This window comes from Stenotrophomonas sp. 278, from assembly GCF_003935715.1.
GTDB lineage: Bacteria > Pseudomonadota > Gammaproteobacteria > Xanthomonadales > Xanthomonadaceae > Stenotrophomonas > Stenotrophomonas maltophilia_AH.
The window spans coordinates 53,641-65,487 of record NZ_RHPP01000006.1; the positions used below are offsets into that span (position 1 = coordinate 53,641).

The 11,847-nt window shown below is 65.7% G+C and carries 9 protein-coding genes and 4 tRNA genes; 1 reads left to right on the plus strand and 12 read right to left on the minus strand.

The window, feature by feature from the left end:
- Positions 1-123: 123 nt before the first annotated feature.
- The 4 genes from EGJ34_RS02220 to EGJ34_RS02235 form a co-directional block, all read right to left on the minus strand.
- Positions 124-199: transfer RNA gene (locus EGJ34_RS02220), tRNA-Thr, on the minus strand.
- A 47-nt stretch (positions 200-246) separates the two neighbouring features.
- Positions 247-320, minus strand: a tRNA-Gly gene (locus tag EGJ34_RS02225).
- 28 nt (positions 321-348) lie between these two features.
- Positions 349-434, minus strand: a tRNA-Tyr gene (locus EGJ34_RS02230).
- A 138-nt stretch (positions 435-572) separates the two neighbouring features.
- Positions 573-1,583 carry an isoaspartyl peptidase/L-asparaginase gene (locus EGJ34_RS02235; protein ID WP_260476874.1) on the minus strand — a complete coding sequence of 337 codons (1,011 nt, stop codon included), beginning with the start codon at positions 1,581-1,583 and terminating at the stop codon, positions 573-575.
- Between the two features lie 167 nt (positions 1,584-1,750).
- Between EGJ34_RS02235 and EGJ34_RS02240 the strand changes: the two genes are divergently transcribed.
- Positions 1,751-4,486, plus strand: coding sequence for a TonB-dependent receptor (locus tag EGJ34_RS02240; RefSeq protein ID WP_125358628.1), 2,736 nt, complete (start codon positions 1,751-1,753; stop codon positions 4,484-4,486).
- 788 nt (positions 4,487-5,274) lie between these two features.
- Here the strand turns inward: EGJ34_RS02240 and ychF are convergent.
- From ychF to EGJ34_RS02280, 8 genes are all read right to left on the minus strand, one after another.
- On the minus strand, positions 5,275-6,366 hold the full coding sequence (gene ychF / locus EGJ34_RS02245) for a redox-regulated ATPase YchF (protein WP_125358631.1): 1,092 nt from the start codon (positions 6,364-6,366) through the stop codon (positions 5,275-5,277).
- Between the two features lie 102 nt (positions 6,367-6,468).
- On the minus strand, positions 6,469-7,047 hold the full coding sequence (pth, locus tag EGJ34_RS02250) for an aminoacyl-tRNA hydrolase (protein ID WP_125358633.1): 579 nt from the start codon (positions 7,045-7,047) through the stop codon (positions 6,469-6,471).
- 47 nt (positions 7,048-7,094) lie between these two features.
- Complete coding sequence (locus EGJ34_RS02255) at positions 7,095-7,712, minus strand: 50S ribosomal protein L25/general stress protein Ctc (RefSeq protein ID WP_125358636.1); 618 nt, start codon at positions 7,710-7,712, stop codon at positions 7,095-7,097.
- Between the two features lie 116 nt (positions 7,713-7,828).
- Positions 7,829-8,788: a ribose-phosphate diphosphokinase gene (locus tag EGJ34_RS02260; RefSeq protein ID WP_125358654.1), complete on the minus strand. Its 960-nt coding sequence runs from the start codon at positions 8,786-8,788 to the stop codon at positions 7,829-7,831.
- A gap of 134 nt (positions 8,789-8,922) precedes the next feature.
- Positions 8,923-8,999, minus strand: a tRNA-Gln gene (locus EGJ34_RS02265).
- A gap of 9 nt (positions 9,000-9,008) precedes the next feature.
- The gene (gene ispE, locus EGJ34_RS02270; protein ID WP_125358639.1) at positions 9,009-9,881 is read right to left on the minus strand and encodes a 4-(cytidine 5'-diphospho)-2-C-methyl-D-erythritol kinase; all 873 of its coding nucleotides are present in this window, start codon (positions 9,879-9,881) and stop codon (positions 9,009-9,011) included.
- Positions 9,878-10,540 (minus strand): lipoprotein insertase outer membrane protein LolB, encoded by a 663-nt coding sequence (gene lolB / locus EGJ34_RS02275; RefSeq protein ID WP_125358642.1) that lies wholly within the window; start codon positions 10,538-10,540, stop codon positions 9,878-9,880. The genes ispE and lolB overlap by 4 nt, the downstream gene beginning before the upstream one ends.
- Positions 10,537-11,847: tetratricopeptide repeat protein (locus EGJ34_RS02280; RefSeq protein ID WP_125358645.1), on the minus strand; the 1,311-nt coding region annotated here is incomplete at its 5' end. The genes EGJ34_RS02280 and lolB, both read right to left, overlap by 4 nt.

Sequence of the window (11,847 nt, forward strand, 5' to 3'; positions counted from 1 at the left end):
CAGCGTGGTCTTGCCGTGGTCGACGTGACCGATGGTGCCGACGTTGACGTGCGGCTTGGTGCGTTCGAACTTACCCTTGGCCATGGCTGCTTATCTCGAATCGTCTGAATGGTGCACTTAAGATGGTGCTCACGAAAGGAATCGAACCTTCGACCTCCTCCTTACCAAGGAGGTGCTCTACCGACTGAGCTACGTGAGCGAGTTTTGTATTATGGCATGAATTTGAATACATTCAAACTCATTCAATGGAGCGGGAGACGGGGATCGAACCCGCACCATCAGCTTGGAAGGCTGAGGTTCTACCATTGAACTACTCCCGCATCGGAAGCTCTTGCCACAACATGAAACTGGTGGAGGGAGGTGGATTCGAACCACCGAAGGCGTAAGCCAGCAGATTTACAGTCTGCCCCCGTTGGCCGCTTGGGTATCCCTCCTTACCACCCTGTCCCGTCGTGCCGAAGCGTTTTCGGTGTGGGGTGGAAGAGCCCGCAATTTTGGGGATGAATCGGGGTTCTGTCAACAATCTTTTTCAACTTTTTCACACGAAGTGGAAAATCCCCGGCGCTGCAGGGTCATTTCCCCGGCAGCGGCAGCACTTCATCATCGAAGATCGCCACGTGCGGCACGCCGTCGCGTCCAATCCAGCCCCGATACATGCCCTGGGTGTTGAACGGGGTCGCTGCGACACCGTCGGAGGACAGCACGATCGCCCCGCCGTCGCCGCCCAGCGCGGGGATGCGTTCATTGATGACCGCGCGCCCCGCCTCGACCGGCGACTGCTTCAGGTACTGCATGCGTGCGCAGATGTCGTACGCAGCGGCGGTGCGGATGTAGTACTCGCCCCAGCCGGTGCCGGAGACGGCACACGTGGCATTGGCGTAGGTGCCGGCACCGATGATCGGCGAGTCGCCTACACGGCCATACCGCTTGTTGGTCATGCCGCCGGTGGACGTCCCGGCGGCCAGACGGCCCTGGGCATCCAGCGCCACCGCGCCCACCGTGCCGAAATGACGTGCGGTTTCGAAGTCGGCGTGCGCCTGGCCGCCGGCCTCTTCTTTCAGGGCCCGCTGCAGCTGCTGCCAGCGCTTTTCCGTGCGGAAGTACGCGGGATCGACCAGCGGAATGCCCTGGCGGGTGGCGAACGTCTCGGCCCCCTGCCCCACCATCATCACGTGCGGGGAATGCTGCATCACCGCCTCGGCCAGCCGGATCGGGTTGCGTACCCGCTGCACCCCCGCCACCGCACCGGCCTTGAGCGTGGCTCCGTCCATCAGTGCCGCATCCAGTTCATTGCGTCCGTCATGGGTGAACACAGCCCCCTTGCCGGCGTTGAAGGTGGGATCGTCCTCCAGCACGGTGATGGCGGCGGTGACCGCCTCCAGGGCCGGCTTGCCGCTGTCCAGTGCCTGGTGCCCCGCCAGCAGGGCCTGGCGCAGCGCGTCGCGCGCGGCCTTCTCTTCGGCGGGGTTCAGATCCTTGCGCTGGACACCGGCCCCGCCATGGATGACCAGTACGGGGTCGGCCGCCGAGGCCAGTGCAGGCGCAATCAGCAGGGCGAACAGCAGACAGGAGCGTGGGAACATGAACAGGGCCCGGAACGAAAGTGGGTACATCATGCCGCAGCCCGGGCAAGCTGAAGCGGAGCCGCTGGCGACCAACGTAAAAAAGGCGTTAAATGCGCGCCGTCCATTCCGAATGTGAATGGGGGCAAGGCCTCCCCTGAGGCCGACTTTTCTTCTCGAGAATTCTCATGCGTAAACAGGCGATGGCGTGGTCGATCCAGCTGGCGTTGACGGGGGTGTCCGCTGCGGCTGCAGCCCAGGCCCCTGCCCCCGGCGTGCAGCAACTGGACACGGTGCAGGTCACCGGTTCGCGCATTCCACGCGCCCAGGTGGAGGGGCCGGCTCCGGTGACGGTGATCACGGCAGAGCAGATCCAGGCCAGCGGCTTCACCAGCGTGCCGGACGTGCTGCGCTCGATGACCCAGAACGGCGGTGAAACCCAGAGCCAGCAGTCGGCCAGCGGCGCGGACTTCTCGCCCGGCGCCCAGCAGGTGGACCTGCGCGGCCTGGGCCCGAACCACACTCTGGTGCTGGTCAACGGCCGACGCATCGCCGACTTCCCGATGCCGTTCCAGGGCCGCAGCAACTTCACCGATGTCTCCAACATTCCGCTGGGAATGATCGAGCGGATCGAAGTGCTGACCGGCAGTGCCTCGGCGATCTACGGCTCGGACGCCATTGCGGGCGTGGTCAACTTCATCCTGAAGAAGCAGGTGGACGGCACCACGGTGGACGTGCGCATGGGCACCACGACCGAAGGCGGCGGCGAGTCGTTCGACATGAGCGTGGCCAGTGGCTTCGACGCCGGTCGGTTCAGCGCGGTGTACAGCGTGGAGCTGCAGTCGCAGACGCCGTTGTGGGCGTACGAGCGCGACCAGCAGGATTCGACCCTGGACGCGCCCACGGAAAGCGCGCGTGCGGCACGCCGTGCATACCTGCGCACCGACTACAACGACGACTATCTGGACCCGGGCCAGGCCACCTGTGACGCCCTGGCTGGGCAGAACGGCGGCAGCACCACCTACGCCGAGCGCGCGCGTTACGGCTTCTACTGCGGCAGCGACCGTTCGATCGGCTACGGCACGATCCTCAGCAAACGCCGCGGGGCCAACGGCTACGCGTCGCTGCGCTACGCCTTCGACAACGGCGCGGAATGGTTCGCCGACGTCCAGCTGGGCTACCACGACATCGCACTGATGCGCGACGTGACCCAGTGGGGGCGCATGGCGGCCGACGGCGACGAGGAGGGCTACTTCTACAACCAGGCCACCGAGCAGGTGGAGTTCTGGCAGCGGCAGTTCTCGCCGGAGGAAATGGGCGGGCTGCGCAACGGCATGATCCGCAGCACACAGAAGACCTTCAGCGTGGCCACGGGCTTCAAGGGCACCCTGACCGGGGCGTGGGACTACGAGGCATCACTGAGCCATTCGCAGTACCAGTCCAGCATCCGCTGGCCGCAGATCATCGCGGCCAAGGCCAACGACCTGTTCCTGGGGCCGCAGCTGGGTGAGGACGACGACGGCTTCCCGATCTACAACGCCGACCCGGCGCGCCTGTACCAGCCGCTGACCCGCGCCGGGTACGACAGCATTGCCGCGCGCACGACCTATACGCCGAAATCGCGTACCGACACGGCCGCGCTGACCCTGACCAACGGCGAGCTGTTTGCGCTGCCGGGCGGCAAAGCCGGCTTTGCGGCGACCGCGGAGTTCGGCAATCAGTCCTATGCACTGAATCCGGATCCGCTGGCGACAGAGTACTACTACTACAGCTGGAAGGACTCGGACGGCCATGGCAGCCGCAACCGCTGGGCCACCGCGGCCGAGCTGCGCCTGCCGCTGCACGACACGCTGAATGTCAGCGTGGCCGGGCGTTTCGACCAGTACCGCTATTCGGGCAACACGATCGGCAAGGCGACGTGGAGCGGCGGCCTCGAGTGGCGTCCGCTGGACACGCTGCTGGTGCGCGGTTCGTACGGTACGGCCTTCCGTGCACCTGACCTGCACTACGTGTACGCGGGCCCGGGCAACGACGAAACCAGCGCGAACGACTACTACAGCTGCGCGCTGGACGGGGCCGACGACTGCTCCGATTACGAAGAGAACCTGATCCGCTCGCGCGCGGGCAACCGCCAGCTGGACCCGGAAACGAGCACCTCGTGGAGTGCCGGGCTGGTGTGGTCGCCGGCGATCGGGCTGGACCTGTCGGTGGACTGGTTCGACATCGACATGCGCGACCAGGTGCAGGACATGGACGTGAGCACGATCCTGCGCGACGAGGCGGCCTGCCGCCTGGGCGATGCGGACGCGGCCTCGCCGACCTGCGTGGATGCGGTCAGCCGGGTGACGCGCACGGACGATGGCCGCCTGTACGGGGTGCATGTGAGCCCGATCAACGTGGCGCGTGAGCGCACCCGGGGCATCGACGTGGGCCTTCGCTACCGCCTGACGACGGGGATGGGCGACTTCATCCTGAGCGGCAACCACACCTGGGTGAAGACGCACGACTTCCAGCAGTACGCGGGCGACGCGGTGGAGGACAAGTTCGCGGTGAACAGCGGCTTCGACATCCCCCGCACCAAGACCAGCGCCAGCCTGACCTGGGAGCGGTCGGCCTGGTCGGCGACGCTGTACGGTTCGCGCCTGGGCCGGCTGCCGACCTACGACAGCTACGACCAGAGCTTCGACTGGGACAGCGGCGACAGCCCGTGGGTGAAGGCGACCTACCGCTACAACGTGTCGCTGCAGTACCGCTTCGACGACCGCTCGCGCCTGTCGCTTTCGGTGGTCAACGTGTTCAACAAGATGCCGCCGAAGGATGCGACCTACACCTCGTACCCCTACTACGACGTCAGCTGGTTCGACACCGTCGGCCGCACGATCAACCTGCAGTACACGCACAAGTTCGGCGGCTCGGCACTTTGATGCGTTGATCGCCTGATTGCATGATCTACGTTGCGCCGGGCCATGCCCGGCGCTTTTGGTTCTGGGCGAACAGCCCTCGGTTCACGGCGTCTCTGGTTTGGCGGGTCGGGATGGGCGTTCCGGGGGACGCCGTGAATCCGTCCCTGGAGGCTCGGTCGCCGCATCCATGCGGCTCACGCCCCCTCCAACCCATCCCGACCCGCCATCGACACCGTGTCGGTAGCCAACGAAAATCAAAACCGTGCGACTGGGATTGCTCGGGATGTTGGGGCGGTAGCGTCGGTCGACAGACGACGGCCGTGGACCGCTCAACATCCGGTAACGCATGACCCGGGATCGAAACTGGCTGTTGCGGTCACCGCGGCGGTTCGACGACACGCATGGCGTGTCGCCACTTCTCCACATGGCGTGTGGAATGCTCCGGGAAAATGATGTGGATAAGCCGTCCGAAGCCCGTAATCGCAATGCCTCCGAACTACTGATCAATTTTTGACCACACTCAATCGGCGCACGTTTTCCACACCACACGTGGAAAGCGATGGGAGTTTGCTGTGGACAACTGTGTGTGAGCCACACCCCGCAATGCTTCCAACACGTGGTGATTTTTTGTCCAGGCGTTGTGCAGGTTTTCCACACCGCGCGTGGAAAGCCGTGGGAGTTTGCTGTGGACAACTGCGCTGAAGCTTGTGCCGCAATGCTTTCAACAGGCGGTCAATTTTTCACCACATCCCAAACGCACAACGCCCCGCACGAAGGCGGGGCGTTGTGGGCATCGATCGCGGATGCGATCAGACGTTGAAGCGGAAGTGCAGGATGTCGCCTTCCTGCACACGGTATTCCTTGCCTTCCAGACGCAGGCGACCCGCTTCCTTGGCACCGGCTTCGCCCTTGTACTTGATGAAGTCGTCATACGCGATGGTTTCGGCGCGGATGAAGCCCTTCTCGAAGTCGGTGTGGATGACCGCAGCCGCCTGGGGTGCCGTGGCCCCCTTGCGCACGGTCCAGGCGCGCACTTCCTTGACGCCGGCGGTGAAGTAGGTCTGCAGGCCCAGCAGGCTGTAGGCCGCGTTGATCACGCGGTTCAGGCCCGGCTCGGTCAGGCCGAGGTCGGTCAGGAAGGTGTCTCGGTCTTCGTCGTCGAGCTGGGAGAGCTCTTCTTCAATGGCCGCCGACACCGGCACCACCATTGCGCCTTCGGCAGCGGCGTGCGCGCGAACGGCTTCCAGGTGCGGGTTGTTGTCGAAACCGTCTTCCAGCACGTTGGCGATGTACATCACCGGCTTGATCGTGAGCAGGAACAGATCGCGGATCAGCGCCTTTTCCTCATCGTCCAGACCGACCGAACGCGCGGCCTTGCCGTCAGCCAGGGCGGCCTGCAGCTTGGCCAGCACCGGCTTGCGCGCGGTGGCGTCCTTGTCGCCGCCCTTGGCGGCGCGCTCGGCGCGGTTCAGCGCCTTTTCCACGCTGTCCAGGTCGGCCAGGGCCAGTTCGATGTCGATGGTTTCGATGTCGGCGATCGGGTCGACCTTGCCGGCTACGTGCACGATGTCGCCGTGCTCGAAGCAGCGCACCACGTGGGTGATCGCGTCCACTTCACGGATGTGGGCCAGGAACTTGTTGCCCAGGCCTTCGCCGCTGGCGGCACCGGCCACCAGGCCGGCGATGTCGACGAACTCGACCGCGGTCGGAATGACCTTCTGCGGGTTGATGATCGCCGCCAGCTCGTTCAGGCGCGGGTCCGGCACCGGCACGATGCCGACGTTCGGCTCGATCGTGCAGAACGGGAAGTTGGCCGCGGCGATGCCGGCCTTGGTCAGCGCGTTGAACAGGGTCGACTTGCCGACGTTGGGCAGGCCGACGATGCCGCATTTGATACCCATCTTTGACAACCTCTGGGGTGAAATGGTTTGGGAAAACAGCGCGTGCGGTGCTTTCCCAAGCCGTTTCCGCCAATCATTTCCGTACCCACCAACGGTGGGTACCTACCGGGGGGTGTGCAGGCGCTTCATCGCCTCGTTGTAGTCACCCTGCACCGCCAACGGCAACACGTCGATCGCATCGTCGATGGCACGCGCCATCAGCACGTCGTCGTCTTTCGAAGGACGCCCCAGCACCCAGCCCACCACGCGGTCCTTGTGGCCGGGATGGCCGATGCCAAGGCGCAGACGGTGGAACCTGCCGTGCCCGAGCAGGCGCATGGTATCGCGCAGGCCGTTCTGGCCGCCGTGGCCGCCGTCGAACTTCAGCCGCGCCACACCCGGGGCAAGGTCGAGCTCGTCGTGTGCCAGCAGGGTCTCCTCGGGCTCGATCTTCCAGAACCGCTGCGCGGCGGTGACCGACTTGCCACTGAGGTTCATGAAAGTGGCGGGCTTGAGCAGCCACACGGGCTGGCCGGCGATCTCGACCTTGGCGGTCTCGCCGAACAGCTTGCTGTCCACGTTCCAGCGTGCACCGGCCTTCTCGGCCAGGGCCTCAACGAAATGAAACCCGGCATTGTGCCGGGTCCGGGCGTGTTCCGATCCGGGGTTGCCCAGACCGACGATCAGTCGCAGTCCTGCCATCGTTCCTTCCAGCACGGTGCCCGCCCGCAGGCGGGCACCGCTTGGTATTACTCGGCAGCCGGTGCTTCTTCGTCGGCCGCGTCGACCTTGCCGGTCTTGGCGGTGACGATGGCATCGTCGTGGTCCTTGCCCAGCGCCAGGGCCGGGATTTCCACGCCCTTCGGCAGCTTGATGTTGGACAGGTACACCACGTCACCAGCGTTCAGGCCAGCCAGATCGACGTCGATCGATTCCGGCAGGTCCTTCGGCAGGCAGGACACGGTCACTTCCTTCAGTTCGTGGGTGACCACGACGTCGGCAGCCTTGCCAGCCGGCGAGGTGTCTTCGTTGATGAAGTGCAGCGGCACCGAGGCGGTCAGCTTCTCGTTCTCGTTCACGCGCAGGAAGTCCAGGTGCATGATCAGCTGCTTGAACGGATGACGCTGCATGTCACGCAGCAGCACCTTCTGGATCTTGCCGTCCAGGTTCAGGTCCAGGATCGACGAGTAGAACCACTCGTTCTGCTGTGCCAGCCAGATGGCGTTGTGGTCCAGGCTGATGGCGACCGGCTCGGCGTTGCCACCGTACACGATGGCCGGAATCACACCGGCGTGACGCAGGCGGCGGCTCGCACCCTTACGCTGCAGTTCACGCTTGGTGACCTTGATTTCATGGGTCTTCGACATTTTCTTGCTACCAGTTGTTGCCTTGCCGGAATGGCTTGGCGGTTGAAAGGCACTTCCGCGACCAGAAGTGCCCGGGGTTCCGCCCACCGTGGCCGGCGGGCGGGAAAAACTTCGCATCAATCCACGTACAGCGAGCTGACCGACTCACCGAAGGCGATGCGGCGCATCGTCTCGGCCAGCATTTCCGCCACGCTGAGCTGGCGGATCTTGCTGCACACCCGCGCTTCGTCACGCAGCGGGATGGTGTCGGTCACCACCAGCTCATCAAGCTGGGAGTTGTTCAGGTTGTCCACCGCCGGGCCCGAGAGCACGGCGTGGGTGCAGTACGCCGCCACCTTCAGCGCGCCGCGCGCCTTCAGCGCTGCAGCAGCCGCACACAGGGTGCCGGCGGTATCAACGATGTCATCGACCATCACGCAGGTCTTGCCTTCGACGTCACCGATGATGTTCATCACGGTCGACACGTTGGCGCGCGGACGGCGCTTGTCGATGATCGCCAGATCGGCATCGTCCAGGCGCTTGGCGACAGCGCGCGCACGCACCACGCCACCCACGTCCGGGGACACCACGATCAGGTTTTCCGTGCCGTAGGCGCGCCAGATGTCGGCGAGCAGCAGCGGCGACGCATACACGTTGTCGACCGGCATGTCGAAGAACCCCTGGATCTGGTCCGCATGCAGGTCAACGGTGAGCACCCGGTCGGCCCCGACCGCGCTGAACATCTTGGCGGCCACCTTGGCGGTGATCGGCACGCGCGAGGAGCGCATGCGGCGATCCTGGCGCGAGTAGCCGAAGTACGGCACCACCGCAGTGACACTGTTGACCGAGGCGCGCTTGAGCGCATCGATCAGCACCAGCAGTTCCATCAGGTTCTCGGCGCTGGGCGCGCAGGTCGGCTGGATCACGAACACGTCCTGCTTGCGGACGTTCTCTTCGATTTCGACCTGCACTTCACCGTCGGAGAAGCGCGACACCAACGCCTTGCCCGGCCTGACCCCCAGTTCCTTGCAGATGCTCTGCGCAAGGCGCTTGTTGGCGTTGCCGGAAAAAACCAGCAGGTTGGGGTGTTCTTGCATCATGACGGTCTCGGGCGGGAGCTATGGCGGAGAACTCGGCCGCCGGCACCCGGAAGTGTCTGCGGTGACAACACCGCGAAGGTCCAACCGGGACCGCGCAGCATGCGCAGGTACCCGCAGTGGATCTTCGCGAGTGGCAGGGGCGGGAGGATTCGAACCTCCGAATGCCAGGATCAAAACCTGGTGCCTTGGGCCTCTTGGCGACGCCCCTGCATCAAAATCAATAACGCTCGAGTACATCAAGCAGTGGCGAGCGCTCCACGCCCGCAGCCACCCATGCCCGCAGTTCCTTCGGCAACTGCGCCAGGCCCTGCTCTGCAGCAGCGCGCGTGGCGAACTCGACGAAGCAACCGCTTCCCGACCCGGTGAGTCGTGCCCGGCCAATCCTGCTCAACGCCACGAGCACTGCCTCCACGGCAGGTTCGCGACGGCGCAGTACCGGCTCGAACGCATTCCCGAGCAAAGACCCGGAAGCGAAGTCCGCTATTTTCGCCACTGGCGCGTCCCGCGTCAAATCCGGAGAGGCAAAAAGGGCCACGGTCGGGACATGGACCCCGGGGTCAGCAATGACGTACCAGGCCGGATCCAGCTCCAGCGGGGTCAGCTCCTCACCCACCCCTTCCGCCCAGGCGTTGCGGCCGCGGACGAACACCGGCACGTCCGCGCCCAGCTGCAGGCCGAGCGCGGCCAGCGCATCCTCGTCCAATCCAGCCCTCCAGAGGCGATTCAGCGCCACCAGGACGGTCGCCGCGTCGGAAGAGCCACCCCCAAACCCGCCACCTGCAGGAATGGACTTCTCGACGACAATGTCGACACCTTGCGTGATGTTGGCCGATTTTTTGAGCAGATTAGCGGCACGCACGGCCAGGTCATCCGCCGCCGCCACCCCGGCCACGGATGCCCCTTCTCGACGGACCTGGCCATCCTCACGCAGCCGCAGACCGATGCGATCTCCCCACTCGAGCAGCCGGAACACGCTCTGCAGCAGGTGGTAGCCATCGGCGCGTCGACCGGTGATGTGCAGGAACAGGTTCAGCTTGGCGGGGGCCGGCCACCATGACCAGCCCGCGTCGTTCAGCTCCGGCCGGCTCATGGCTGGCCCAGCGCCCAGCTGTCGACCAGCACCCGCACCTTGGCGTCGCCATTGACCGCCTCGATCCGGCGCGGCAGGCCGGGCTGGCTGCCCTGCGCCGGGTACCAGTCCAGATACTGGATGTCCCAACCCATCTGGCGCACCCGGCGTGGCCGGCCCTCGACGTCGCGCTCGACGTGCTCGGCCGGTGCCGCATCGTCGGCCACCAGGCCGCGCACCCAGTCGGGCAGCTGGTTCACGGGAATGTCCCAGCCGGTCGCCTCCAGCAGCAGCTGCTGGGCATCTTCGCCTTCACGCGGCCCGCCCTCCAGCCCGTCCAGGCGACCTCCTTCATGGTGGCTGTCGCCGGTCAGGGTCCAGCTCTGGCGGGTCACCGGCGCGCTCAGTTCGATCACGTACTGGCGGGCCTGCTGCCGCCAGTCAATGCGGCCATTGCCGCCGTTGCGCCCCTTGCTGACCGCGACACGGCCCTGGAACGTCCAGTCCGGCTGCGCACGCAGCGCGGCAACGCGGTCGTTTTCAAGCTGCTGGGCCGCTGGCGACACCGTAGTGACCACTTCAGGTGCCGCGGGGGCCTTGCGGGTGTCCATCGACACACAGGCCGACAGCGATAACGCCAGTGCCGTGGCGGCACCGACCTTGAGGTAATGCATCGTCATACGCCGAATGTCTCGATCACGCGCTGCAGTGCGCGGTTGTCAGGGTCCAGCTTGCGGGCTTCATCAAAGAAATGCCGGGCCTCATCCTTCCGCCCCAGCACCCACAGTACCTCGCCCACGTGGGCGGCAATCTCGGCGTCCTTGGCCAGGGTCCAGGCGCGGCGCAGCTGCACCAGCGCCTCTTCGTTGCGGCCCAGCCGATACAGCACCCAGCCGTAGCTGTCGATGATGGCGGCATTGTCGGGCTCGGCGACGCGCGCCCGGTCGATCAGCTCAAGCGCTTCCTGGTAGCGGGTGGTGCGATCGGCCAGGGTGTAGCCCAGCGCATTGAGCGCGGCCACGTTTTCCGGCTCGGTGATCAGGATCTTGCGCAGATCGGCCTCGGCTCGCGGTACGTCATCGCGGCGTTCCCAGGCCAGCGCACGGGCGTACAGCAGGCCGTTTTCATCCGGATAGGCGGCCAGACCTCGGGCCAGGGCGTCCAGTTCACCGGGCAGGTCGTTGCCGCGCTGGCGCAGCTCCGCCTCCAGCAGATAGGCATCGCGACGGGCCTCGTCGTCGATGCTGGCATCGGACTGGATCGCCCGCACCTCGGTGAACGCCAGTTCGGTGCGCCCCACCAGATACTGGGCATTGGCCGCGCGCAGCCGGGCCTCGGTCAGTTCCTCACCGCCGGGCACGCTGTGGTACCAGTCCACGGCTTCGGCCGGTCGCTTGAGGTACTCGGCGATCTTGCCGAGCAGCAGACGCTGTGCGGGGTCGGGCTTGTTGGCCTGGCGCGAAAGGTCGGCGTACAGCGCTGACAGCGCCGCATCATCTTTCTCCTTGGCCAGCAGCGAGGCCCGCATGCCCCAGGTCTGGACGTCCTGCGGCCCCACCGCCAGCAGGCGCTCGGCGGCGCGCGCATCGCCCATGGCGTCGTAGGCGATGGCGACCGCGTTGCGCAGCTCCGGATCCTGCTTCGCCTTGGGCTCGACCGCCTTCAGTGCTGCCAGCGCCTCGTCGCGGCGACCGGCCTGGAACATCTGGCTGGCGTTGAGCAGGGCCACCCGCGGCTCGCCCGGAAAGCGGCGCACCACTTCATCGATCATGCGCCGGGCCAGCGCGGGCTGATCCATGCGCATGGCCAGCCTTCCAAACTCCTGCCAGGCGTCGAGCTGGTTGGGGATGGCGTTGGCGTCAACGAGCTCCCCCAGCACTTTGGCCGAGACGGCCGGGTCACGCGCGCCGCCCACCAGCGCTGCCAGCGCGAAACGCCACCCGCGTGGATCCGGGTCGGCCAGCAGCGCGGCCAGCTCGGTTCGCGC

Coding starts and splice junctions, on each gene's coding strand:
- EGJ34_RS02235 (WP_260476874.1), bottom strand. CDS start 1,583: ATGTTCCCACGCTCCTGTCTGCTGTTCGCCCTGCTGATTGCGCCTGCA.
- EGJ34_RS02240 (WP_125358628.1), top strand. CDS start 1,751: ATGCGTAAACAGGCGATGGCGTGGTCGATCCAGCTGGCGTTGACGGGG.
- ychF (WP_125358631.1), bottom strand. CDS start 6,366: ATGGGTATCAAATGCGGCATCGTCGGCCTGCCCAACGTCGGCAAGTCG.
- pth (WP_125358633.1), bottom strand. CDS start 7,047: ATGGCAGGACTGCGACTGATCGTCGGTCTGGGCAACCCCGGATCGGAA.
- EGJ34_RS02255 (WP_125358636.1), bottom strand. CDS start 7,712: ATGTCGAAGACCCATGAAATCAAGGTCACCAAGCGTGAACTGCAGCGT.
- EGJ34_RS02260 (WP_125358654.1), bottom strand. CDS start 8,788: ATGCAAGAACACCCCAACCTGCTGGTTTTTTCCGGCAACGCCAACAAG.
- ispE (WP_125358639.1), bottom strand. CDS start 9,881: ATGAGCCGGCCGGAGCTGAACGACGCGGGCTGGTCATGGTGGCCGGCC.
- lolB (WP_125358642.1), bottom strand. CDS start 10,540: ATGACGATGCATTACCTCAAGGTCGGTGCCGCCACGGCACTGGCGTTA.